Origin of the sequence: Paenibacillus mesotrionivorans, assembly GCF_046098205.1 — a bacterium.
GTDB classification, from domain to species: domain Bacteria; phylum Bacillota; class Bacilli; order Paenibacillales; family NBRC-103111; genus Paenibacillus_AR; species Paenibacillus_AR mesotrionivorans.
Window position 1 is genome coordinate 43,314 of sequence record NZ_JBJURJ010000003.1, and the last position, 25,473, is coordinate 68,786.

Sequence of the window (25,473 nt, forward strand, 5' to 3'; positions counted from 1 at the left end):
CCATATAAAAGCACCCCTCCCGGCGGGCGGGAAGGATGCTCTATGTAAGGTTTTTCCGTTATTGACCGGATGCCATCTTGCGCATATGTATTATTTTTTCCTTGAGGGTTTGGAATTGGATGACGTTGCGCCCATGCTCGAAGGGTTGGGGTCTGGCAAAATAATAGCCCTGGCCCATATGCACCTGATTCTGCAGCAGCACGTTGGCTTCTTCCTCCCGCTCCACACCTTCGGCAATGACCGTACAGTTTATATTCTCCGCGAAGTACAGGAGCGACCGGAGCATGGCCTGCTTCACCGCTTCCCTGTCGATATTGCGGATGACCGACTTGTCGATCTTGATAATGTCAGGGATCAGCTCGGAGATGGATTGAAGGCTGGAATAACCGGAGCCTGCATCATCGACCGCAAAGCGGAAGCCCTGGGTGCGGTATGAACGGACAATGCCCGCCATCTGTTCGAAGTCATTAATGGAATGCCGTTCCGTAATCTCGAATATAAATTGCGTGGAATCCAGTCCGGAAAGCTTGAGATGCTCCAGGAGCCGCCCGAGAAGCTGGGGATCGGACAAGGATACCGGTGTAATATTGATAAACACCTGCTCCTTGATCTGCCGCTCCGTAATCTCCCGGATCGCCTTCTGGATAACCAGCCATTCCAGCTCCGGTAAAAGATCTGTTTGATCGGCGAACTCGAACAATTCCACAGGGTTATGGAAAACGGAGTTTTTGGGCCCGCGGGACAGGATCTCCCATCCGTATACCTCTCCTGTTTTCAGGTCCATAATAGGCTGAGTCAGCACAGTGAGATTCTCCATGCGGATAATCTCCTTCAGCTCCATAGTCTGCATAGCGAAGTGTGCCGGCAGGTTCTTGGCAGCGGCAGCCATAGCTTGTTGGTAGGCTGCTTCTATAGCAAAGCCCATCCCGTTGGCGCTGTCTTCAATAACAGAGCAGCCCGTTCTGATCGTCAGGCTGGATTCCATATGTAAGCTGAATTGGCGTTCGATCCGTTTCTCGAATTCCTCCCTGATCTTGCCTGCCACAAGCCCGCACCGGCCAAAATCCTGATGGGAATCGAACCGGACAAACAGGGAAATCTCATTGGATAGATGCTGCTTGACCCCGATAAAATCATCCTCGGTGATGTACATTCTGGCCGTTTCAAGGAAAATCTTCCGCAGCTCCTTCTCGACTCTGACGAGAAAATCGGGAGTGGCCTCCTTCAGCCATTGGTGGTAGTCCTCCAGATGGAAAAGCATTAATGCGGCCTTTCCGCCGGAGCGCTTCAACTTCTCCACCCGCCGGTACACCGGGTCCCGCAATATAAAACCGGGAGGAAAATATTTCAGCATTCGGTCAGGCAGTGGCAATAGAGACAGCATGGAAAGCTGTTTGCGCCAGGTACCGTTGTTAACCATGCTGCGCATGATATTTCCCCCCTCGCGGTCATGTTGACTGACGGATTTCAAGCAATGCGAACACTACCATTTTATCACAAGTCTCATAGTAGTCATAGGGGAATATTTCGAATTCTGTTTGACGAAAACCACACTTTTGAACAAAATTCGACAAGTTGTCGAATTTAATGAAGGCCAACCTCGCGGGCCGCCTGGTCAATTGCTCTGGCAAGATCCTCGATCAGATCATCCGCATGCTCTATCCCTACCGAAAAACGGAGTAGTTTGTCATCTACGCCCACTTTATCGCGAATTTCCCGGGGAATATCGGCATGGGTTTGGACCGCCGGATAGGTCATCAGGGATTCCACACCGCCCAGGCTTTCTGCAAAGGCAATCAGCCGGATTTCCCTTAGAATAACCGGCACCATACCCGGATGCTTCACCCGGAAGGAGAAGATCCCGGTGTTGCCGGAGGACTGGCGGCTTTGGACCTCATAGCCCGGATGTGAGGGCAGCCCCGGATAATAAACCTGCTCAATAAAGGGATTCCCCTCCAGGAAGGTGGCAATGGCTGTAGCATTGGCCTGATGGCGCTCCATCCGCAGCGCCAGAGTTTTCATGCCGCGGACAAGCAGCCAGGAATCCTGCGGACCCAGCACCGCACCCAAGGAGTTATGCAAAAATCCGACCTGCTCGGACAATTCCTTGCCTTTGGTGACAATCAGTCCAGCCAGCACGTCGTTATGCCCGCCCAGATACTTGGTGGCGCTGTGCACCACAATATCGGCTCCAAGCTCGATGGGCCGCTGGAAAAAGGGGGTCAGCAGGGTATTGTCCACGATGGTAAGCAACCCGTGGGTTTTAGCCCAAGCCGCAACCCGCTCTAGATCTGTCACCATCATCAGAGGGTTGGTGGGGGTTTCGATCAGCACCGCTTTGGTATTGGGACCTCGGCTGGCCTCCAGCTCATCCAGGTTGTTGGTGTCCACATAGGTGGCGCTCACACCGAACCGGCTCATCACCTTTTCCAGCAGCCGGTAGGTACCCCCGTACAGGTCCAGGGAAACGATCAGATGGTCCCCTTGGCTGAACAAGGCGAATACAGTCTGCAGCGAAGCCATACCGGAGCTGTTGGCAAAGCCGGCATCCCCACCTTCCAATTGGGCAATGGCATCCTCAAGCACAGACCGGGTCGGATTTTTGGTGCGGGTGTAATCAAAGCCGGTGCTTTTGCCCACCTCCGGATGACGGTAACAGGTGGACTGGTAGACGGGGAAGCTCAGCGCCCCCGTAACCGGCTCCGACAGGGAGCCGATCTGGGCCAGAATACTCTCAATCTTCATGGATTTCTCTCCTTTTATGTGGACTGTCATCTTTAATTGTTTGTTGTTTTCTGTAACCGGGGGCTCCCCCAAAAGTAATCGGAATATGCTACAGAGCTTCGCGTCACTTTTGGGGGATTGTGTTATATTCCTGCGCCCCAGTCATATGCCTCTGCCTCGACGGCAGCCTGGCGCCCGTGCTGGGCAGCGGCTGCGGGCAGAAGCTCCGCTTGTTTTTTCAGCTCGCTTAGATCGTACGGGGTCTCCTGGTACACATAATAGTTCAGCCAGTTGGAAAACAAGAGATTGGCGTGGGCTCTCCAGGTGATGGGCGGCAGCTTCGCCGGATCGTTGTCCGGATAATAGTTGTGCGGGATGGCAATGTCCATCCCCTTGCCCACATCCCGGTCATATTCCCACTTCAGGGTACAGGGATCGTATTCCGAATGCCCCGTCACAAAAATCTGCCTGCCGTCCGTAGTAGCTGCAATATATACCCCCGCCTCCTCGGATTCCGACAGGATTTCCAGTCCGGGCAGCCCCTCCAGATCCTCTCTGCGGACCTCCGTGTGGCGGGACTGGGGGACCATGAAGATTTCGTCGAAGCCGCGGAGAAGCTTAACGTTGGCTTTGTTGATGCGGTGCGGGAATACCCCGAACATTTTGTCGGACAAGGGATACTTGGGCACACCAAAGTGATAATATAAGCCTGCCTGGGAGGCCCAGCAGATATGCAGGGTGGAGGTGACATTAGCCTTGCTCCACTCCATAATCCGGGTCAGCTCGTTCCAATACGTGACATCCTCGAATTCCATGGTTTCCACCGGCGCTCCGGTAATAATCATACCGTCGAACTGCTGGTCCGCCACCTCGTCGAAGGTTTTGTAAAACAGGTTCAGGTGCTCCTTGGAGGTATTCTTGGATTGGTGAGTGGCCGGATGCAGCAGCTCAAACTCCACCTGCAGGGGCGTATTGGACAATAGCCGCAGAATCTGGGTTTCCGTGGTTTCCTTGGTAGGCATCAGGTTCATGATGGCAATCCGCAAAGGACGAATGTCCTGGTGGAAAGCCACTTTCTCTTCCATCACGAAAATGTTCTCGTTGATGAGCACTTCTTTGGCGGGCAAATGGTCGGGAATTTTAATGGGCACTCGTATCATCTCCTTTACAAAAAAGGACCCTTCTCCAAAGAGAAAGGTCCTGTCTGTTCAGCTTTACGGACAACCTCTCTCTTATCTCCCAGAAAGCTTACGCTTCTGCAAGAATTAGCACCGTGCACAAACGTGCCGGTTGCCGGGCTTCATCGGGCTAGTCCCTCCGCCTACTCTCGATAAGACAGATATATTAGATTGTTTATAATTTTACTGAATTTTGCGTCAAAGTCAAGGGAGTTCTGCGTGCATTTCCGTTATTTTTTCGCCACATACTTGCGGATGTCGAAGGCCACGGCGGCCACGATGATCAGGCCCTTGATAATCAGCTGCCAGTAGGGGCTCACCCCGATGAAGGTTAGGCCGTAGTTGATAACGCCGAAGATCAGCACCCCGGCCATCACACCCGGTACGGTACCGATGCCGCCGGAGGTGGATACCCCGCCGACCACGCAAGCCGCGATGGCGTCCAGCTCATACATGTTGCCGTAGTTGTTGGTGGCGCCACCTGTACGGGCCGCCTCCAGAACACCGGCCAGGCCATACAACGCACCGGCGATGGAGTAGATGTAGATCAAATTCCGCTTCACATTGATCCCGGAGACTACCGCGGCTTGGATATTGCCGCCGATGGCGTACATATTTTTGCCCAGGCGGGTTTTGTTGAAGATGATCCACACCAACGCGGCCACACCAATGGCGATTATGACGATGTAGGGGATGGAATAAGGCCCGCTGGGACCGATATAACCGGTACCCAGGTGGGAGAAGTCATTGCGCAGGCCGCCAATAGGTTGGGATTCGTTGGGTTTCATGTCAAAATATAGAGAGTTCAAACCATAAACAATTACCATGGTGCCCAAAGTGGCGATAAAGGGAGGCACATTAAAGCGGGACACAATCCAGCCGTTCATAAGGCCCACTGCCAAACCTACCAGGATAGCCAGAATAATGGGTACAAACAGGGGCAATTCCGGCAGGTTCGGGAAGAACAGTCTCGGATAATCCGAGGCCTGCAGCATGGACGCCGAGATGACGGCGGATAATCCCACCAGCCGGCCCGAGGAAAGATCCGTTCCCCCGGTAATCAGGATAAAGGCGGCGCCTAACGCGATAATCGCCTTGGTGGAATTCTGCAGCAGAATGTCCCGCAGAATATTGATGGACAAGAAATTGGGGTCCTTAATGGCAATGCCCGCAATCAGAGCGATCAGCACGAAATAAATGGCATTCTGCGAAAAAACGCTTTTGGACTTTCTCAGATTTTCTTTAAGGGCAATGTTGTTCATCGCGCAATCCTCCTATGGGATTCGTAATAGCGGTGGGGTTAAGCCTGTGCGGCCAGGCGCATGACCTCTTGCTCCGTTGCGGTTTTGCCGTCGACAATGCCGCTTAACCGGCCTTCATTCATCACCAGCACCCGGTCGGACATTCCCAGAAGCTCGGGCATTTCCGAGGAAATCATAATGACGCTTTTGCCCTGCTTCGCCAGGTCGGCGATAATCGTATAAATTTCGTATTTGGCGCCTACGTCAATGCCTCGGGTGGGTTCATCGAGAAGCAGAATATCCGGCTCGGTTAGCAGCCAGCGGGCCAGCAGCACCTTTTGCTGGTTGCCGCCGGAGAGATTTTTGATGAGCTGGCTGCTGGATGGTGTCTTCACCCGCAGTCGCTGGATGCTGCTTTCCACATCCGCCTTCATCTGTTTTTTGTCCAACAGAAGATGCGGACGCTGGTAACGGCCCAGATTGGAGATCACCGTATTCTCAAAAATATTCAGCACCGGGAAAATGCCCGTAGCCCGCCGTTCCTCCGTCAACAGAGCGATTCTGTGGCGGATGGCATCCACCGGAGATTTGATCTTCACATCCTTGCCGTTCAGCTGAATCTTGCCGGAGGCCAATGCCCGCAACCCGAAGATGGCTTCCACCAGCTCGGTCCGCTGAGAGCCCACCAGACCGCCGATGCCGAGAATTTCACCGCGCCGGAGCTCGAAGGATATATCCTTGAAGGACTGGGGATTGGCAGAGGTCAGTCCCTCCAGCTTCATCAGCGTGCCGCCTGGCACATTGGTCCGGGGCGGGAAACGCTGGCTCAGATCCCGGCCGACCATCCGGGAGATGATCAGATCCGTGGTGAGCTGGGAGGCTTCCCAGGTGCCGATTTTGGCGCCGTCCCGCATGATGGTCACCTCGTCGGAGATGCGGAGAATTTCCTCCATTTTGTGCGAAATATAGATAATCGAAACGCCACGGCTGCGCAGGTCCCGGATGATCCGGAACAGCTGCTCCACCTCATTTCCTGTCAGCGAGGACGTGGGTTCGTCCATCACAATCACCTTAGCGTTGAAGGAAACGGCCTTGGCAATTTCAATGGATTGCACCTTGGAAACGGAGAGTGACCCTACCAGCGACTTCGGATTGATGTCCATATTCAGATTTTGAAACAGCGCTTCCGTATCCCGCATCATCTTCTTGTGGTCTACCAGAAGCCCCTTCATGGGGAACCGGCCCAGCCACACATTCTCCGCCACACTGCGGTGGGGAACGGGATGCAGCTCCTGGTGAATCATAGAGATGCCCAGATCCAAAGCATCCTTGGAGCTTTTCAATTCCAGCTTGCGGCCGTTCAACAGCATTTCGCCGCCATCCGGTGTATAGATGCCGAATAAGCATTTCATTAAGGTGGACTTGCCTGCACCATTCTCGCCCATCAAGGCGTGGACCGTACCCGGGCGCACCTGCAGGGTAACACTGTTCAACGCTTTCACACCTGGGAATTCCTTGGTGATGTCCTTCATCTCCAGCAGATATCCGTTCTCCACTTGCCTTCCCTCCTATCCCTTTGGGGACATTTTTGGGCATAGGAAAGCCGGGGGCGAAAGCATCGGCTTCCTTGGAAAGCCCCCGGCCTGCTCCTTGCCTCGCTCTATTCAAAAGCCAATCATCGGCAAAGCTTGCGTGGATAGTCGCAGATTACTTCGCTTCGTCCATGTTGGCTTTGGTGATTTTCTTGTACTTGATCCAGACATACTTGCCGTCGGTAATGTCGTAGCCGGTGTTATCCTTGCTGGGGGTTTGGCCCAGGGCCAGCACGTTGGCCAGCTTCAGCGCAGCCTTGCCTTGGTTCTTGGCATCATTCAGCACAGTGCCCAGCAGTGTGCCTTCTTCCAATGCCTTCAACGCAGGAGCGGTAGCATCCACACCTACAACCGGCATGGTTTTGCCGTCCTTGAAATAACCGGCAGCCTTCAGCGCTTCAATGGCACCCAACGCCATGTCGTCGTTATTGGCCAGCACCGCTTCAATCTTGTCGCCGTTGGCAGCCAGGAAGGCAGCCATCTTCTCTTGACCCTTTACCCGGTCCCACATTGCGGTATCTTCAGCCAGCTTTTGCACCTTGATGCCTGCGTCCTCAACGGCTTGAATGGAGAACTTCGTCCGCAGCTCCGCATCCTGATGGCCCGGTTCGCCCTTCAGCATGACGTATTGGAGAATGCCGTCCTTATTTTTGTCCATAGCCGGATTGGCTTTCCAGTTGTCCACCAGAAGCTGGCCGGAAATGGTGCCGGACTCCTCGGCCTTGGCGCCTACGTAATACACCTTATCCCATTTCTTCATGTCGTCCTGCAGGGGCTCACGGTTGATGAACACCACCGGAATGTTGGCAGTTTTCGCTTTGTTGATGATGACGCCGGCAGCCGCACGGTCAACAGGGTTAATGGCCATGGCACTCACTTTTTTGGTGATGAACAGATCCACCTTATCGTTCTGGGTCGGCTGGGAGTTCTGGCTGTCTACAATATCCACCTTGGCAACACCCTTGGCGGCATCAGAGATAGCGTTCCGTACCCCGGTCATGAAGGTATCATCGAATTTGTAGATGGCAACGCCGATATTCGGTTGCTTGGCGGAAGCGTTTTCAGTTTGGGCGGCAGGAGATGCGCCGGCAGAGGCGGCAGGGCTTGAAGCCGTATCCTTGGAGTCGCCGCAGCCTGCTGCAATAGCAGCCAGAATGGCGCCAGTGGTCAATACCATCATTGTTTTCTTCATATGATTGAGCCTCCCTTTAAGTTCTGTCTTTATTATGCCGGAATACACCCTCCTTGCGAATTCAAAATCCTCATGTGAACTATCGAAATCCTCATCACATTGTGGGAGGAATGGATTCATTATTTAGAATTATTAGAATGTTTTATCTAATTAACGGAAATAGCAGCTTCTGATTCCCCGGCGAAAACATGTCCTCCGTCCGGACCACTGCCGAGCCCGTATCCACCTGCTCCGGCACCTGCCGCTTCATCAGGGCATCCACGGCATGCCGGACACCCAGATACCCCATGCCGAAGGGATTCTGCACCACCAGGGAGCGGATGACGCCGTCCTGCAGCAGCTCCAGCTCCTGCAATGTGCTGTCGAAGGATACAAGCTTAGCCCTCCGCTTTTCCCCAAGGCTCTCCAGGGCATCCGCCGCTCCCAATACAGACGCCGAGTTTAACGCGATGATCCCGTCCAACGGTCCCGAGGTCTGTTCCAGCTCCAGCACCAGCTCCTTGGCCCGCTGCTGGTCGGAATACGCATAGGCCTTGCCTGCCAGCTGGAGCTCGGGGTGCAGCTTCAGTACCGAGAGGATACCCGCCTCCCGTTCCTCTGCCTTGGGCGTTCCCGGCACAAAACCCAATAGGGCGATCTTCCCGGGAGCGCCGCCCATCAGACGGACCATCTCCTCCGCCGCCTTGGCCCCGGAGCGGTAATTATCCGTCCCGATATGCGCCTTCACCTTCAAGGTGGCCAGCCCGGAATCCAGCGTAAGCACCGGCACCTGCTGCTGGGCCTCCCGCAGCGCATCTGCCAAGGGCTCCTCGTCATTGGGGGCCACCAGGATGGCATCGGCCCCATCGGCCAATGCCTGCCGGACCAGGCGGGCCTGTCCTTCCCCGTCCAGCTCGTCATCGGGACCGAGGAAGCTGATCCCGGCACCCAGCTCCTTGGCAGCCGCCTCCGCACCGGTATACACCGTCTTCCAATAGTCACCGTGGCGCATCCCCATCACCAGAGCGATGGTATAGGCTTGTTTACCCGTCCGCACCTCTGAGCCGGCATTCGTGCCGGGGCCTATGCCGCGGAACGGCCAATGATCGGCGAGAAACAGCGCCCCCAGCAAAACCGCGGCTCCGGCGGCGATGACCATTTTGTCCATACTGCGCTTCATGGCTTCTCCTCCCCGGTTCCCGCTTCTCCGTCCAGCAGCGGCAGCCACACCTTCACTGTTGTGCCTTCCTCCAGCCTGCTTTCGAACTCCAGTCCATAAGGCTCCCCGAAGGTCAGCCGGATCCGCTCATGGACATTGCGGACCCCCACACCTGAGCCGGTGCTCCGGTGCCCTGCTGCAGTCCGGTTCCGGTCCAGGATGGTTTTCATCACCTCTTCCGGCATCCCCAGCCCGTTATCCGCCACTACAATCAGCAGCTTCTCATCCGAAATGCCCGCTTTTACGCGGATCTCCCCTTCATCGGGCATCATTTCGATACCGTGCTGGATAGCGTTCTCCACCAGGGGCTGCAGAATCAGCTTCAGTGTCATACAGGACAGCACCGCCTCCTCCGCCTCAATGGTGAACCGGAATTTATGCTTGAACCGGATATTCTGGATAATGAGATAATGCCGGATATGCTCCAGCTCATCCTGTAGAGGAATGATATTTTTGCCCTTGCTCAGGCTGATCCGGAACAGCCGGGACAAGGAGGTAATCATGGTCACTACCTCGCTGTTGCGCCCACCCTCGGCGAGACGCACCACTGAATTTAAGGTATTGTACAGGAAATGGGGGTTGATCTGGGCTTGGAGCACCTCCAGCTCGCTTCTGCGTTTGGCCTCCTGCTCCCGTTCATTCTCCCGCATGAGCTCCCTGATCCGGCCCAGCATCAGATTATAGCGCTGGGACAGCTGCTCCACCTCCCGGGTCCCCGCCACGGCGATGACGGAATCGAAGTCCCCCCTTTCCACACTTTTCATGGACTGGCCCAGCCGCTTGATGGGTTTGGAGATAACGGCGGACATGTACGCGGACACCGCCACGACGCACACCAGCACTGCTACCAGGAACCACACCATAAACACACTGATTTCCTTAGCCGAGGTCACCAGCTCGTCCATATAGGCCACACCGACAATTTTCCACCCGATATTCTTTACCGTTTTTACATGGACCAGACGGCGCTCCCCGTTCTGCTTGTTGTAGAAGCTGCCGTAGGAATAATTCATCACCTCGGCCCCGTTGGGCTCTTCCTTCAGCCCCAGGTAAATCAGCTGCTGCTCGGGATGGTAGATCAGGTTTCCGTCTGGATCGGTGATATAGATGTATCCCTTTTTACCCAAGGCGACTCTCCGGCACATGTCATCGATCGCCCGGAAATTCACGTCCAGGAGCATAACCGCGTTCGTCCGCTCCCCGCCGTTTTCCCGGATGGACACACTCTGGCTGAGGGATACCACCCATCTATATTCCCCCGGATACAGATTTTGTACATGAGGGGGTGAATATTGCAGATAATTCGGGTAGCCGGAGGCATACGAGAACCAGCGCTGGCTCTTCACATCCACATTGCTCCGGAGCCGGGTATGGGGATAGCCGGTCAAGAGGGCGCCCCCGGAATCGAATACGCTCACCGACACCAGGTCATTGCGGGTATTGACGATGGTGGCCAGCTGCTCCAGTGTTTCCTTGCCGGACAGAGAAGCGCTTTTGCTGACCCGCTCCTCCAGCTGCCGGAACAGCTCCTCCATCCCCCGCAGGTAATACTCCACATTAAAGTTTACCTGCTCCACAATCTGATCCGTGTTGAGATACGCGCTCTCCTCCGCCGTCCGGGAGAACTTGCCATGCAGCACAAGGCCCACCGCCAGCATGGCAATGACAACAATGGCCGTAAATATGGTGGTCATGTAAACCTGAATGCTCCGTTTGCCGCGGCGCGCCCCCCGCAAAAGTGCCCAGCCTCTCCATTTGATCCCCACGGGTCAGCCCCCTTTAACGCTGCTGCGATACTCCTTGGGCGACATGCCCACATGTTTTTTGAAGCTGAAGCTGAAATAATTGGGTTCGGCATAGCCCACCTTCTCGGCGATTTCCAAAGCCCGCAGGTCCGTGGTGCGGAGAAGCTCCTTGGCGGCCTCCATGCGGATATGCTGCAGATAGGCAATGAAGGTCAGTTTGGTCTCCTTTTTGAAAATGCTGCTGAAATATCCGGCGCTGATATGCAGCCGGCCGCACACCTTGTTGATGGACAGCTCGCTGTCTCCGAAATTGGTCCGGGTATAAGCGATGGCCTCCTCCACCAGGTTATGGAAAGCGCTCTGGCGCACAACGGCGATGCTTCCCATCAAACGGGTGCAAATCCCCAACAGCCAGGCCTTGGCCTCCGCCAGAGTCCGAAAGCGGTACAGCTCAGCCAAGGTAGCCATATTATCCCCGAACAGGTCGTCCAGATCCGCATCGGCGTCCTTGGCCGCCCGCAGTACAGCGGTTACAATTTCCATCAGATACAATTGGTATTCCTTCACGGACACGGGGGCCTCCGCCAGTCCCTGGAACAAACCCTCTACAATCTCCTTCAATTCCTCCGCCGTCCCGGTTTTGAGGCACCGGACCAGAGACTGCTCCTTCAGCTCGTCAAAACGCACCTTCTCTACATGGCGCTGCTCCACATCCGCAATGCTAATCACCCGGTTGCCGCCCAGAATGACCCGATAATCCAACGCCAGCACCGCATCCTTGTAAGAATAGGACAAGCCAGCAGGCTCCTGGATCACCACGCCGATGCCGATGGTCACCGTCTGCTTCAGATAACGCTCGATGGCCTGGCGGATCTCCTCCGCTGCCGCCATGGTTGCCGCCGATACCGCTTGGAGGTCCCCCTGCTGGGCGATGGTCAGAAGCACCACCTGGCCCTGGTGCAGGAAAACCCGGCCCAGATTTCGCGACTCCACTATTTCCTCGGCAATATTGAGGGAGGCAAAAAGCAGCAGCTCCTGGTCCTCGGAGATAGTGGAGGGTGCCTGCTCCCTCCGGGGTTCACCCCCCAGCACCGCCCCAGTCTGCCCCTGCTCCCGGGGCCCTGCTGCATCCAGACTGACCACAGCCACCTGGAAGCTTACACCAGTAAGCTGGATGTCATACAGCGCCGACTTCTCCTCCAGTTCCTTGCGCTTCAGCGGCCGCATCATAAGGGTAGCCAGAAAATTCTCCCGCAGCACCGGAAGGCTTCTGCGGTAATGCTCCCGGAGCTGCTCCATATCCCGTTTCTCCGCGGCCTCCTCATCCAGAACGGTACGTACCTTCGCCAGCACATTGGCCAAATCCCCGGAGGAAAAGGGCTTCAGCACATATTCATCCACCGACAGCTTTAATGCCCGCTGGGCGTATTCAAATTCATCATAACCGGACAAAATAACCACACGTGTTCCGGGATATTGCCGCTTCACCCGCTCCGCCAGCTGGAGCCCGTCCATAAACGGCATGCGGATATCCGTCAACAGCAGATCGGGCGCTCCTTTGGCGAACAGCTCCCATGCCTCCTGCCCGTTCTCCGCACTGTCCGTCACCTGAAAGCCTAGCCCTTCCCAATCCGTTCCCGAAACGATGGCTTCTCTGACTTCAAATTCATCCTCCGCTACCAAAACCGTATACATCCGCATCCCTCCGCAACTGAAAGCCGCCGGTTATCCGTCAAGTCGTATTCCCTTATATTGTATCGGTTTCCGCTTCAAAGGAAAAGCAGCGTAGCCGATCATCTTGGGCCGGAATACATTATTGCAGGCGTATCAACGCCCCTTCGAATTTAGACCGGCACCCATGAAAATCGCAGTTGAAAAATCCTGCATGCTTGGCTATACTAACGAGTGTCTCACCAATTATTTTCTCCGCTTCACAAAATTTGATGTTAGGTCGAGGTGATTGTCAGTATGGACGGAAACCCAGCGAGGTTAAGACGGATAGACGGTACGAACATGAATACGTCAAACACCAGTTGGGACATCCGACGTACGTAGCCGGAACGTGTACCGCCTCTGGTGTTTTGCGTTGTTCCCGTTTTTAGTCTTTGCATCCGGGGATGAGCGTTTAACATGAGGAGGGATGGCCATGAAAGTGCGCCTGGTACAAAACGGAATTTTTACAATCATTGATGATGTAACAAAAGCGGTTTTCCCGCCGGAAAGCGGATTTTATTGGATCGACGCGGAAGTGGAGGATCTGGTAACCCTCCAGCCGCTGTTTCAGCTGCATGATCTGGCCATTGAGGACTGCCTGAACGAAGAAGAACAGCGTCCGAAGCTGGAAATTTTCGACACCCATTATTTTATTGTGGTGAACAGCATCCGGTTTGACGATGAGGAGATTTTCCTGCGGGAGATGAACATTTTCCTGGGGAAGCATTATGTCATTACCGCCACCCGCCAGAAGCTGCGGGAAATCCGCTCCATCAAGCCCATTATGATGGAGGAAGAAATCAACTCGCCGGATAAGTTCCTCTACTTCCTGCTGGATTTAGTAGTGGACAATTACTTCACGGTCGGGTACCGGATCGAATCGAAGATTGAAAAGCTGGACGAGGACATTCTGATGCACCCGCGCAAATCCCACCAGAACGAGATTATCGGCTTACGCAGCGAAATCATGTGGCTGAAGAATGTGCTGGGGCCGCAGAAGAATGTGATTATGGCCTTAACCAAAAAGGATCTCCGGCTGGTTGATGAAAACCTGCAGAAGTATTTTAACGATATCTACGAAAATGCCGTAAAAATCCATGAGACCTTCGATACCTTCCGGGACCTGATCGGGAACTTGCGCGAAGCGTACCAGCTCTCCCTGTCCAACCGGATGAATGATATCATGCGTATGTTTACCGCATTAACCACTATATTTATGCCGATGACCATCATCACCAGCTTGTACGGCATGAACTTCGACAATATGCCAGAGCTGCATTGGAGATACGGGTATTACGGCGTGCTGGGCCTCCTGGTGGGGGTTGGCGCCGCCATGTTCTATCTGTTCCGCAAAAAAGAGTGGTTGTAAGGAAACTGTGCTGGGTGCAAACACACCCTAGAAACGAAAACGGAGACGCGTGGTGCGCCTCCGTTTTTTTGTGCCGTCTATCGTCTGATATCATTCCCCTCAAAGCTCCCGCCGCCCGCGACTACCCCGCTTCCTCCTCCAGCGCCTCTTCCTCCTCGGGAGCCATGTCCTCCGAGTGGGGCTGCTCTGCGCCCACCGCCGTCATGGCGTGGTTCAGTCTCATGCGCAGCAGCCGGAGCTTTTCGTAGAGATTGTTGAGATCCTGTCCCTCCAGCTCCTCCACCGTGTACCATTCCTGTAGAACAGGCTTCAGGAAACGGGGGCCGTGTTTGGTGAACAGCTTCCCGGCTGCATCCAGCTTGTCCATTTCCATACCGGTAAGCTCCGCGGCAATAATGGGCTCCATGTTATACCCCTGCTGGTCCAGCTCCTCCAACAGGAGAACCAGCTCCCGGCGGGGCTGTCCGGTGGTTTCCGCCAACTCCTTCAGGGTTAGTCCAGCCTCGGCCCCCTCCAGTACCAGACGGCGCATCCGCTCCCGCTGCTCCTCCAGCTCCTCCTTGGACTTCAGCTGGCGTACCAGCCACACCTCAAACTGTCCTTGGTCCACCTCTCCGTAAACCCAATGCAAGGGAAAATCGCCAAACCGCTCCTTGCCTGCCGTAACAGCTAGAATCTCACTGCCGTAAGCCTCTGCCTTGCGTTTGCCGAAGCCGGGGATTTGCCGCAGCTCCTCCATCGTGTGCGGAAGAAATGCAGTTACCATGTGCAGCATCCGGTTGGTAGCCACAAAGTATGCGGATTTGCTCTCCTTCTGGGCCTGCTGCCGCCTCCACTTCCGCAGCTCCTGGAACAGCTCCGGGTTATGATGGATTTCCGCATAGAACTGCAGCATCAGCTGCTCCCTGGACTTTGCACCTTCCCCGGAGGTTTGCAGGCTGGTGTCCACCAGCGGATAATAACCCGCCAGCCTCTTCTGCCACAGCCCTTCCCGGTAGGCCTGCAGCATTTCCTTCCACGCCGGCCCCTCAAACCACGCCTCCTGCTCGCCTTTGCCATCCTGTGTCTCTCCGGCCCACAATACCCGAAACGCCCCCTGATGCTCCGTGATGGACACCTGGGCCGTAGCCGATGTTCCATCTGCGCTGCGGCATTCCAATGTGCTCAAAAAAATTAACTGCATCCTCTTCGCCTCCCTGCTGGTTGTGGCTCCAAGCCCCCGGCCCAGCAGCAGATGCGCAAAAAAGCACCCCTCACGCCAGGCCAGGCGTAAGAGGTGCTTCCTCCGATACTTGAAGTTACCTATACTCTAGCATAAGTACCGGATGCTGGCAATAGGGTAGGATGATTTCCTGTGGCCTAACATCCACATACTTGATCAGGAGGAGATATGCCAGGCTGGCGATAGAGGGATGACGGTTGCACATCTCCCCCCTCTTCCCGCGCGGGCTGAACATGAAATTTCGAGTTTATTTCCTCGTTAAGGCTGATTTGGGCACATTATATATGAAATATCATATATAATTCCTGGCCCATCGCCCTTCGGAGCGGATTATATATGATTTTTCGAGTATAACACTGTCCGTAGAGCCAATTTGGGCCAGCTGAATATGAAATTTCGAGTTTAATCCGCGCAGCTGCCGAAAGTTACTCATAGTCGCCCCCTGCCCCTGTTGCGCTCACTTTGGTCAAACCTGCTCCCCCCTCTGGCGAACCCCGGATTATTTTACCCGGTGAAAGCCCCTATGGTATGATGAAGCCACCAAAAGATGGGAGGTACGAACGAATGACGGCAGCCAACCAATTGGATTATTTGTATGACATGACCGAGGAAACCTCCACCCGCTTTGTCAGCTTTGTAGGTCCCAGCGTCAAGCGGTTCGATCTGGCGATAACATCCACAAGCCGCTTCTTCGGCAAACAGCTGGTGGCGGACCTGCAAACCGGCAAAACCGCCATACTCGGCCCCGACGATCTGGAGGAGGAAGGGTATCTGGAACATGTTTACCAACTGGCCGCCGACGAAGCCGAGGAGCTCCGCGCCTTTCTGTCGGAAATTATCGGGATGATCAACTTTACGGATATCTAGAAACAAACGTGCGCGCTTCATGTTTGAACCTACACCGGCCTTCAGCTACTGCTCCACAAATGTGCCAGCCTTGCTCACTCGCCCTAGACTAACTCACCTTACTCCAAGCTGTAACGGAACTCAGCGACTCTTACAGACAAAATTTTGTCCCCTTCCAAAAATAACGGAACTGGAAGGCCCTTAGCCCGGGGAAACCGCCAAAAATTTGCGGAATCACCGGCCTAAGAGTCTCTTAGTTCCGTTAAACTTGTAAATGGGCTCAAATGGTGCTTTAAGAGCGTCCTGGTTCCGTTACAGGTACTCAGGTACTCAGGTACTCCCGTACCAGTGCTGCAGGTTCCATAAGGTAGTCAGGGATTTATAGCGGCTGGAAAATGCGTGTCGGCACACACCCAACAAAAAAACTGCTCCCCAGTCGCAAACACGGCCGGGCAAGCAGCTTTATTCAAACCGTGCGCTGTGGACACGCGCGTATTCCTTAAATCTTCAGCACGCCGCCGGAGCTGGCGTTGGTAACCAGCTTCGAGTAGCGGGCCAGGTAACCGGTCTTCACCTTAGGCTCGAAGCCCTTCCAGCCTGCGCGGCGCTTCTCCAGCTCCTCGTCGCTCACCTTCAGCATAATGGTGCGGTTGGCCAGATCGATCTCGATGGTATCACCATCCTCGACGAAAGCGATGGGACCGCCCTCTGCGGCTTCCGGCGAAGCATGGCCGATGCTGATGCCGCGGGATGCTCCAGAGAAACGGCCATCGGTCAACAGGGCTACCTTAGCGCCCAGACCCATACCGACAATCTGCGAGGTGGGTGCCAGCATTTCCGGCATACCGGGGCCGCCCTTGGGTCCTTCATACCGGACGATGACCACATGTCCCGCCTTTACCTTGCCGGAGGCAATGCCCGCAAGTGTTTCATCCTGAGAATCAAAACAGATGGCTTGGCCCGAGAAGAAGCTTCCTACGGACTTGTCCACAGCGCCTACCTTAATGACGCAGCCTTCTGGAGCAATATTGCCGAACAGCACAGACAGGCCGCCCTGCGGGCTGTGTGGATCATCCAACGGCCGGATCACGTCGTGGTTCTTGATCTCGCAGCCTTCCACATTTTCACGCAGGGTTTTGCCGGTAACGGTCAGACAGCTGCCGTCCAGCACGCCTTCCTTCTTGAACAGCTCGTTCAGAATGGCGCTGATGCCGCCTGCATGGTGGACATCCTCGATATGGTAATCCGAGGCCGGGGCGATTTTGGCCAGATGGGGGACCACCTTCGCCTTTTCGTTAATCCGGGCCACAGAATATTCGATATCTGCTTCCTGGGCCAGAGCCAGAGTATGCAGAACGGTATTGGTGGATCCGCCCATGGCCATGTCCAAAGCAAAGGCGTTGTCGATAGCCCGCTCGGTTACAATATCCCGGGGCTTCAAGTCCAGCTCAATGATCTTCATCAGTTGTTTGGCAGAGCGCTTCACGAACTCCTTGCGCTCTTCCCAGGTTGCCAGAATCGTGCCGTTGCCAGGCAGTGCCAGACCCAGGCCTTCCGCCAGACAGTTCATGGAATTGGCGGTGAACATACCGGAGCAGGAGCCGCAGGACGGACAGCCGTAACGCTCCAGCTCTTCTAAGGTATTGTCGTCAATTATACCTGCTTGATGCGCACCAACGCCCTCAAACACGCTGTTCAGGTTAATGGAGCGGCCGTTCTTATCCTTGCCCGCAGCCATGGGACCGCCGCTGACGAAGATGGTGGGGATATTCAGACGCAGCGCGCCCATCATCATGCCCGGCGTAATCTTGTCGCAGTTAGGGATGCAGACCATGCCGTCAAACCAGTGAGCCGCTACTACTGTTTCTACAGAGTCCGCAATAATCTCACGGCTGGGCAGCGAATAGCGCATGCCGATATGCCCCATAGCAATACCGTCATCCACACCGATGGTGTTGAATTCGAAGGGGACGCCGCCTGCCTCACGGATGGCTTCCTTGACGATTTTGCCGAACTCCTGGAGATGCACATGACCCGGCACAATATCAATATATGAATTGCATACGGCGATAAAAGGCTTCCCGAAATCCTCTTCCTTCACGCCGGCGGCCCGGAGCAGACTGCGGTGAGGCGCGCGGTCAAAGCCCTTGGTAATCATATCGCTGCGTTTCGAACCTTTTAGCATGATGCAAAAATCTCCTTCCTGCCAATCCATAGTTTTTAGTTTTTACAATTTTAGCACGTTTAAGCGCAAAAGAAAATCCAAAATCATCGGGAGCCTTGCAGCGGCAAATATTTCAAAACCGGAACCAGCAGCAGTCCTGCATACGCCAACGGGTACATAAACCAAAAAGTGGCCGTTCCCGGATGCATGGACGGATACTTGGCCATCACATGCATGAGGCGGTAAGCCGGCGGAATCAGCCACGTTCCCCCGCTTGCCCAGGATGGTAAGGCCGACTCCATACCTCCCGCCGCCAAGGCCAGCGCCAGAATAACCATCGCCATCACCAGCCTGCTTTTGGGTTTAACACCCAAAACAGCCAACAGCCAGCTGATGACCGCCCCCAACAGGAACGCTGCCCCGTGACTGTACAGGGAAAGCGTCAGCTCCAGCCCGGTGGGGCTTCTTTCGAAAGCGCCCGAAACCACCGGAACCAGCGTCCCCCACAGGGAGAACGCAAAACCCCAAATTCCCAGCAGCAGCAGCCGGCCGCAGCCATAACGCCCCCAGCCTCCGGCATGGAGCATGGTCAGCTCCCGTTGCACCGGGGCCTCCGAACCTTCGGCCATAAAGCCGAACCACAACGCGCAGCCGAAGGCCAGCGCCACCGTAGCGCTGTAGCTTTCCAGCACCGGATTGGGCCGGACGGAATACATCCACAGCACAAGAAGGCCATAACAGACAGCCGGCATAAAATACCGGTTGGAGCGGTGGAGATCCGTGAGCATACATTTGACCAAAGCAATCATTGCCGCTCGCCCTCCCCCGCCTCAATACGGAGCCTGCCGAAGGTTCCCTCTGTGCGGACCTCCCCGGATTGTACGCTTAATACCCCGCCCCCCGCCTGCAGCACCGCCAGGAGCAGCTTGTCCCGGAAGCGGAGTTCAGGCCGGAACCAAACTCCATCGTCCGCCCTTCCCCACGGGCAATCCCCTCCATGCCTTAGCGCTATATCTGCCGCCGCATCCGTGCCGATTCCCAGGGTCCGCACCATGACCCCATATTCCCCCGCCGCCGGCTGTTCCAGCTCCCGCGACTCCACCGCACCACGTCCGTCCAGGACTAGCTGCCGGCTGGCTACCCGTGCCGCCAGCCCCGGTTCATGGGAGGCGAACAGCAGCCCGGTTCCCCCGGATTTCAGCTCCCGGAGAATACGGACCAGATCCTCCTGGGCGTTCACATCCAAGCCGGAGAAGGGTTCATCCATCAGAAGCAGGGACGGCTGCTCCAGCATCGCCTGCATGATGCCCACCTTTTGCAGCATCCCCTTGGAAAAGAATCGTATCGGCGCATCCTTGGCATGCTCCAATCCGCACAGCGCAAGCAGTTCGACCGTACGCTCCCGCAGCCGGGCCGCTGGCATCCCGCGCACGGCCCCCATATGCGTCAGATATTCAACTGGGCTAAAGCGTAAAACCGGCATCCGTTCCGGCACAAGGCCGATCCGTCTGCTCAATTCGGAGCCGGAGCTTGCCCTGCCCCATTTTCGCCATGTCTGTCCACGTTCGTCCTGCCCGATTCCCCACGATGCATGTTCCCCAATGCCGCTTACGTCCGCAAGCCGGACCGTACCCGAATCCGGGGGCAGAAGCCCCGCGATAATCCGCAGCAGTGTGCTTTTGCCGCTGCCATTGGGACCGGAGAGCACAGCAGCCTCACTGGCAACCAATACAAACTCCACATCCCGCAGCACCGTCCTGCTGCCGAACTGCTTGTTAAGCCTTTGTACCTTTAATATGGGTATCATTCTCTCTATCCCCACCCGGTTTAATATGAAAACCGCCTCGCCCGAAGGAGCGAAGCGGCTTATGCAGCTCATGTATGTAAGTATAAGGATACAGCACAGACTCCCGTTCCTGCAATCAGTCCAGCCGGAAAATCTGGATCGTCCTCAGCATCTGGCTGGAGACCTGGCTCATTTTGTCCGCCTGGTCCGTCATGTCCTGAATGGAAGCGATCTGTTCATTCATGGAGGCGGAAACCTCCTCCGTGCCGGCTGCGGACTGCTGGGTAATAGCGGAAATATTCTCGATAGCCGAGGAAATCTTCCGGGCGCCGTCCAGCATAATAACGCTCTCCTGATTGAAGCTGTGAATCGATTCGGTTATGTATTGAATACTCTCCACGATTTCATTGAACACCTGGGCGGTTTCTTCGATCATCCCGCTTTGCATATTCACGATCTCTTCATTGGCCTTGATGTTCTCGCTGGCTTCCTTCACACCGGTTTGAATCCGGTTGACCAGGTTGAACACTTCCTTCGTGGCCTGGGTGGATTCTTCCGCCAGGTTGCGCACCTGCTGGGCCACTACGGCAAAACCCCGGCCATGCTCCCCGGCTCTTGCCGCCTCGATGGAGGCGTTCAGGGACAGAAGGTTGGTCTGTTCGGCGATATCCTTAATAGTTCGGGTGATCTTGGTAATACCCTCCGCCTGTACGGCCAGCTCCTTGATGGTGGCGGCAACAGCCAGTGTAGCGGCAATGTTGCTTTTCATCCCCATGCCTTGGCCTTCCACGGCGTTGCGTCCCTTCTCCACCAGCGTAATCATCAGGCCGGACTTGTCATTCATGGACCTGGCCGAATTGGCGAAGGCCTCCACCTTGCCCTCTATATCACGGACGGAGCCCGTCATATCCGATACATCCTCCGAAATGGAGCTTGCGCCCACTGCCAGCTCGTTGGTGGATACCGCCACCTGGCCCAGCACATCCCGGAATTCCTGGCTTTTGTTGCGGATGCTGATGGTAGTGTCGGAGACCTGTCGGGCGATGCCGGTGGTGTCCTTCAGAATCCCCCGCAGCTTGTCGATCATCTGGTTTAAGGCATTGCCCAAATCGCCGAAGGCGTCATTGCTCTCAATGCGCACCTTCTGGGAAAAATCCCCCTTGGCCACATTCATGGCCACCCGGGTCATGTGCTCCACGGTTTCGGTGAGTTTGGATTCGATCATGCGGATCAGCGGAAACGCGATGCCAAAGGTAATCACCAGTTGGATCAGCCACTCCCAAAAGGTATGGCCCATGATAAAAGTCTTAATCAGCTGCAGAATTTCTGCGACCCCCAACAACCCGTAGCAACCCACCAATAATTTTTTGCGGAAGGACCAACTGTTCATAAAGTCCATGGAGCCCACTCCTCTGCCGGCTAAATGAAAACGATTTCTTTACCAAATATTATAGCATTGAAAAAATTCCTGGTCTATGTCGAATTTCGGTCAATTTCCAGTGTCAAACATTGTGAAACCCTGCCGGGAATGCAATAATAAGAGGTAAGTAAAAATGAGTATGCAATTTTCAAGGAAAAAGGTGAATGTATGAACCAGCAGCATCTTCTGCTCATCGACGGCTTCAACCTGCTGAGCAGAGCCCATTTTGCCACATCGTATAACAGAGCCAATGACCAACTGCGGAATAAGAACGGCGTTTACAATAATGCGCTCCGGGTGTTCTACCAGAAGCTGTTCAACCTGATCCGGGAGCACCGGATCACCCATCTTTCCGTCCTGTGGGACGTGAAGCGTGAGGAAACCACCCGCAGGCAGAAGTATGCCTCCTACAAGGCCACCCGGACGGAGCTGCCTGAACCACTGCTGGACCAGTATCTGAGCTGCCGGGATATTCTGGAGGGCATCGGCGTGCACCAGCTGTCCCTTCCCCCGTATGAAGCGGATGACCTGCTGGGGGCTTTCTCCCGCCTGTGGCCGGTGGACCATTGCTTTATTTACAGCAACGACCGGGACCTGCTTCAGCTGCTAAGCGATACCTCGTCCCAGATTATTGCCGGCAAACAGGGCGAGGCCGTCTATACCTGCGCCCACTTCCAGAACGATTACGGCATTGTGCCGGGACAGTGGACCGATGTGAAGGCCCTGCTCGGGGACACCAGCGATAACATCCCGGGCTGCCCCGGCATCGGTGCCAAATCCGCCCTGCCTCTGATTCAGCAATACGGCAGCCTGGAGAGCTTGTACGCCTCCATCGACCAGCTGGAGCCCCACCTGATCAAACACCGGAAGAAGCTGGTGGCCGGACAGGAATCCTGCTTCCTAAGCAAGGAGCTGTCCACCATCATCGTGGATATCCCCGAGATTGGCGAGCTTCCACTGGAGGCCCTGCAGCTGAATATCCGGCATGATGTACTCCGCGCATCCATGGAGCAGTATGAGCTCAACATCCGGATCGACGCTTCCCTGGGAGCGTAATAGCCCGGCACAGCCGCGGCATGGAACAAACAGGCCTGTTCTGCCAATATCCGGCAAAACGGGCCTGTTTGCTGTTGAATATTATGATTACAAAATATCCAGTGCAATCTTCACAACGATCTTCTTCACCGAATCCGCCGTATCTCCCGCTGCGCACAGGGGGCGGTGGATGTCATCCGGGAAGAACACGGCGAACATGCCGGGACGCAAAAGCACATCGGTTTCATCCTTCACATCGGTATAGAAGGCGATATCCCGGCTGCCCAGGTAATCCTCGGAGGGTACGGAATCGGCAGAACGGCGGGCAACCCCGATCACTTCGCCTGCACCGCTGGCCAAATATTGGATATCGATATAACGGTCATGGGCTTCCGGCTTACGGTCCTGCTTAGGCTCTGTTTCGGCTACGGATACCAGGGCGAACATCTTGTCGCCGTCGATTTCGTGGCGGCCAACCTCCAGCTCCCCGGTACGGTTCTCCTGAACAAAGGCCATTCCTTTTGCCAGCGCCTTAGAATAGATATGTGCTTCTTTTTGCCAAGAATCCAAATTGCCTACGATCATTGCGGACTGCACCTCTTTATCATAATAGGTTGAAGCCGGCAGCGGGAAACTGTCCCTCAGACAGCCCCCCAGAGCCAACCGGCTTCTTCTCATGAAACCTGATGTTAGTGACTTCTTATGCCAACGCTTCCGACTCGGCTGCTTCCTTGTACAGGGACTGGAACAGGTCCACCATTTTCACATGCTTGCGCAGGGATTTTTCGTGGATCAGGTTCAGCTTGCCATTATCCAGTGAACCGAATACCCGGATCAGATCCTCGTTCTCATGGCTCCAGTCGAAGCCGTCGAAGATCTGCAGGCATTGCAATCCCTTTTCGTCGTATTCGCCGTTTTTGAACAGGTGCTGATGCGCATACAAGGCGATACCCTCCTGCATAACACGGCTGGAGGTGGAGTATTGGGGCAGCCCCGGCTGCTCCGGCATCAACGGCAGAATGGTATTAAAGAATTGGTGCAGAATCTCCACATAAGTAGCCGGAGCCTTGCGGATCCGACGGGCCAGCTCATAGGAGGTTTGCAGACGCCCGGAAAACAGCATGACGGAGGTGGAATACAGCCAGCTGAAGGACGTGAAATTTTTGTTGAAGGAGGTCAGGTTGCTGCGTTTCTCCACACCGGCGGCCTTCAGGTAGACATTATGGTCGGCTACCTGCTGGATCACCAGATTCAGCGGGTCGGTGGAGTCGAAGGAATGGCCCAGCTCCTTGGAAACCAGCTGCACCTTGGAGTTGATGTCGCCGAACAGCTGCTTTTCCTCTTCCTCGGTCAAACCCACATACAGCTGTACGGACAGCTCGGTTTCCACCAGATCCAGGCGGCGCTTCTCCAGCTGCTCCAGCAGACCTTCCGTTTGGGCGGCTTCTTCCTTCAGCTCATCATTTTCCCCATGGCGGCGGATTTTGAGCTTGAGAGCGGCCAGCTTCTTCTCGTAGCGGCGGACTTCCTTCAGCATTTGCTCATTGACGTAGCCCAACGCCATAATCCGGTGCTGTCCGTCCAGAATGCTCAGCTTGGAGCCGTGGCGCAGGTACAGGCCGCCTTCCTCATCGCGGGCCAGCTGGCTAACATCACGCAAGGACAGGGTAACGGGGCCAAAAAATACATGATCCAGCTCCCGCTCCTGGAGATAGTTGGCGATTTTGCGGCGCTGCATGCCAGATAGCTTGCGCTGCACCATGGAATCAATCGCGGTATAGTTCAACAGATCCTGCACCGGCAAGGAAATGGTTGCCAGCCCAAACCGGTCGCAGAACGGATGAATGGTCATATTTAAGCATAAGCCTTCCATTAGCCCGCATCCTCCTTCGTCCCGATTAAGATCAATTGGTTGTTGTTATAGAATTCCTTGATATATTGGTACGCCTTCATAATCCGGCTGCGTCGGGGCAGACGGTCCTTCTCCTCACCCACATAAATGCCGTCCCAATCGATATGGGGCAGAATCTTCAGGGCATGCTCCAGGGAATACCGGTTGAAGCTGCCGGTTTTGACGGCTTCCTCATGAGAGAACAACGCCAGGGCCAGCTGCACATTCTCGGACCAGGCAATCACGCCCTTGCCGGGTTTGGGCAGATACGCCACCAGACGGTCCAGATAGAAGGAGGCTTCCTTGATGGCTTCATCCTCTTCCTCTTCCGTGAACTGGTAGCCGTTGTTACGGGCGGAGGAACGCATGCGGCCTTCGAACAGCGCACACATAACTTCTACCAGCAGATGGTAGGACCAGAGGAATTCCGGACCCTTGCCCCGTTCGGTGAACATATCCACGCCGATATCCTGCAGGTTCGGATCGCTTCCGGCGAGACGGGAGGCCACGACATGGTAGAAACGGCGCTGATCCCGCAGAACGGCCAGGTTGCCGCCGATCTTCCGGGGAAGCTTGTTGATGTCGCTGAACAGCTGGCGCTCCTGGCGGGCGTCGATATCCAGATAAATCATGACGGACATGGGGAACTGGTAGAGGCTGTTCAGCTTCTGCGAAATTTCCTCCATCTTGTCATATTCCCGGCGGTCCTTTGCCCGGGCCATTAAGCTTTGGAAGGATTCCGTCAGCCGTTGGAATGCGGCCAGCCGGTGCTGTCCATCCACCACGTACAGCTTTTCGATGGCCTTCAGCCGGTAAACGCCGGCGCTCTCGTCATATTCCCCTGCTCCGCGGGCGGAGAGAATAATGCCGGGAAAATACACGGTTTGCTGATGATCTAAGAATAGTTGAATATAGTCGATCAGCTTGGTCAGATTTTGCGGGATAATGGAACGCTGCACTTCCAGGTCCACCTCATAGATGGAGAGCAGCTTGCTCACCGGAAGGGTGGTGGAAATAGTCGTCTGCCCGAAGGTGCGGGCCAGTCTGCCGGGAATTTCCACAAACGACCCGGCTTTCTGCTCGGACAAAAGCTCGGACAAAGATTGAATGGAGTCCATCATATCACCTTGCTTTCTGCATAAATTTTGCACACACCG

At 55.2% G+C, this 25,473-nt stretch carries 20 protein-coding genes and 1 riboswitch; of the genes, 3 read left to right on the forward strand and 17 right to left on the reverse strand.

Features of this window, described 5'->3' with window-relative positions; genetic code table 11:
• Positions 1-58: 58 nt before the first annotated feature.
• The 9 genes from ACI1P1_RS04675 to ACI1P1_RS04715 form a co-directional block, all read right to left on the reverse strand.
• Positions 59-1,429 (reverse strand): EAL domain-containing protein, encoded by a 1,371-nt coding sequence (locus ACI1P1_RS04675; RefSeq protein ID WP_416215216.1) that lies wholly within the window; start codon positions 1,427-1,429, stop codon positions 59-61.
• 155 nt (positions 1,430-1,584) lie between these two features.
• Complete coding sequence (locus tag ACI1P1_RS04680; RefSeq protein WP_416215217.1) at positions 1,585-2,745, reverse strand: PLP-dependent transferase; 1,161 nt, start codon at positions 2,743-2,745, stop codon at positions 1,585-1,587.
• A gap of 122 nt (positions 2,746-2,867) precedes the next feature.
• Entirely contained in the window at positions 2,868-3,875 is a 1,008-nt protein-coding gene (gene metA, locus ACI1P1_RS04685) for a homoserine O-acetyltransferase MetA (RefSeq protein ID WP_416215218.1), read from the reverse strand.
• A gap of 78 nt (positions 3,876-3,953) precedes the next feature.
• Positions 3,954-4,061, reverse strand: a riboswitch (SAM riboswitch).
• Positions 4,062-4,132: 71 nt separating this feature from the next.
• On the reverse strand, positions 4,133-5,164 hold the full coding sequence (gene mglC, locus ACI1P1_RS04690; RefSeq protein WP_416215219.1) for a galactose/methyl galactoside ABC transporter permease MglC: 1,032 nt from the start codon (positions 5,162-5,164) through the stop codon (positions 4,133-4,135).
• Between the two features lie 38 nt (positions 5,165-5,202).
• On the reverse strand, positions 5,203-6,675 hold the full coding sequence (locus ACI1P1_RS04695) for a sugar ABC transporter ATP-binding protein (RefSeq protein WP_416215583.1): 1,473 nt from the start codon (positions 6,673-6,675) through the stop codon (positions 5,203-5,205).
• Between the two features lie 175 nt (positions 6,676-6,850).
• Complete coding sequence (locus ACI1P1_RS04700; RefSeq protein WP_416215220.1) at positions 6,851-7,927, reverse strand: galactose ABC transporter substrate-binding protein; 1,077 nt, start codon at positions 7,925-7,927, stop codon at positions 6,851-6,853.
• 142 nt (positions 7,928-8,069) lie between these two features.
• Positions 8,070-9,086 (reverse strand): substrate-binding domain-containing protein, encoded by a 1,017-nt coding sequence (locus tag ACI1P1_RS04705; protein ID WP_416215221.1) that lies wholly within the window; start codon positions 9,084-9,086, stop codon positions 8,070-8,072.
• The gene (locus ACI1P1_RS04710) at positions 9,083-10,891 is read right to left on the reverse strand and encodes a sensor histidine kinase (RefSeq protein ID WP_416215222.1); all 1,809 of its coding nucleotides are present in this window, start codon (positions 10,889-10,891) and stop codon (positions 9,083-9,085) included. The genes ACI1P1_RS04705 and ACI1P1_RS04710 overlap by 4 nt, the downstream gene beginning before the upstream one ends.
• A gap of 3 nt (positions 10,892-10,894) precedes the next feature.
• Complete coding sequence (locus ACI1P1_RS04715; protein WP_416215223.1) at positions 10,895-12,565, reverse strand: response regulator; 1,671 nt, start codon at positions 12,563-12,565, stop codon at positions 10,895-10,897.
• A 451-nt stretch (positions 12,566-13,016) separates the two neighbouring features.
• Between ACI1P1_RS04715 and corA the strand changes: the two genes are divergently transcribed.
• Positions 13,017-13,952 (forward strand): magnesium/cobalt transporter CorA, encoded by a 936-nt coding sequence (gene corA, locus ACI1P1_RS04720; protein WP_416215224.1) that lies wholly within the window; start codon positions 13,017-13,019, stop codon positions 13,950-13,952.
• Between the two features lie 121 nt (positions 13,953-14,073).
• Here corA and ACI1P1_RS04725 read toward each other — a convergent pair whose 3' ends face one another.
• On the reverse strand, positions 14,074-15,135 hold the full coding sequence (locus ACI1P1_RS04725) for an HRDC domain-containing protein (protein WP_416215225.1): 1,062 nt from the start codon (positions 15,133-15,135) through the stop codon (positions 14,074-14,076).
• A 603-nt stretch (positions 15,136-15,738) separates the two neighbouring features.
• On the opposite strand from ACI1P1_RS04725, the gene ACI1P1_RS04730 reads away from it, so the two are divergent.
• Positions 15,739-16,041, forward strand: coding sequence for a DUF3055 domain-containing protein (locus ACI1P1_RS04730; protein ID WP_416215226.1), 303 nt, complete (start codon positions 15,739-15,741; stop codon positions 16,039-16,041).
• A 478-nt stretch (positions 16,042-16,519) separates the two neighbouring features.
• Here the strand turns inward: ACI1P1_RS04730 and ilvD are convergent, their stop codons facing one another.
• The 4 genes from ilvD to ACI1P1_RS04750 all read right to left on the reverse strand — a co-directional run bounded on the left by ilvD (position 16,520) and on the right by ACI1P1_RS04750 (position 21,369).
• Entirely contained in the window at positions 16,520-18,205 is a 1,686-nt protein-coding gene (ilvD, locus tag ACI1P1_RS04735) for a dihydroxy-acid dehydratase (protein ID WP_416215227.1), read from the reverse strand.
• Between the two features lie 83 nt (positions 18,206-18,288).
• Positions 18,289-18,993 carry a hypothetical protein gene (locus tag ACI1P1_RS04740; protein WP_416215228.1) on the reverse strand — a complete coding sequence of 235 codons (705 nt, stop codon included), beginning with the start codon at positions 18,991-18,993 and terminating at the stop codon, positions 18,289-18,291.
• Positions 18,990-19,991 (reverse strand): ABC transporter ATP-binding protein, encoded by a 1,002-nt coding sequence (locus ACI1P1_RS04745; protein WP_416215229.1) that lies wholly within the window; start codon positions 19,989-19,991, stop codon positions 18,990-18,992. The genes ACI1P1_RS04740 and ACI1P1_RS04745 overlap by 4 nt, the downstream gene beginning before the upstream one ends.
• Positions 19,992-20,106: 115 nt before the next feature.
• The gene (locus ACI1P1_RS04750) at positions 20,107-21,369 is read right to left on the reverse strand and encodes a methyl-accepting chemotaxis protein (protein WP_416215230.1); all 1,263 of its coding nucleotides are present in this window, start codon (positions 21,367-21,369) and stop codon (positions 20,107-20,109) included.
• A gap of 189 nt (positions 21,370-21,558) precedes the next feature.
• Here ACI1P1_RS04750 and ACI1P1_RS04755 point away from each other — a divergent pair, with 189 nt between their 5' ends.
• Positions 21,559-22,446 carry a 5'-3' exonuclease gene (locus ACI1P1_RS04755; RefSeq protein WP_416215231.1) on the forward strand — a complete coding sequence of 296 codons (888 nt, stop codon included), beginning with the start codon at positions 21,559-21,561 and terminating at the stop codon, positions 22,444-22,446.
• Positions 22,447-22,533: 87 nt separating this feature from the next.
• On the opposite strand, the gene ACI1P1_RS04760 is transcribed toward ACI1P1_RS04755, so the two are convergent.
• From ACI1P1_RS04760 to ACI1P1_RS04770, 3 genes are all read right to left on the reverse strand, one after another.
• The gene (locus tag ACI1P1_RS04760) at positions 22,534-23,010 is read right to left on the reverse strand and encodes a NanQ anomerase/TabA/YiaL family protein (RefSeq protein ID WP_416215232.1); all 477 of its coding nucleotides are present in this window, start codon (positions 23,008-23,010) and stop codon (positions 22,534-22,536) included.
• A gap of 115 nt (positions 23,011-23,125) precedes the next feature.
• Positions 23,126-24,298, reverse strand: coding sequence for a DNA sulfur modification protein DndB (locus tag ACI1P1_RS04765; protein WP_416215233.1), 1,173 nt, complete (start codon positions 24,296-24,298; stop codon positions 23,126-23,128).
• Entirely contained in the window at positions 24,298-25,437 is a 1,140-nt protein-coding gene (locus ACI1P1_RS04770; RefSeq protein WP_416215234.1) for a DGQHR domain-containing protein, read from the reverse strand. Before ACI1P1_RS04770 ends, ACI1P1_RS04765 begins: the two co-directional genes overlap by 1 nt.
• Positions 25,438-25,473 lie beyond the last annotated feature (36 nt).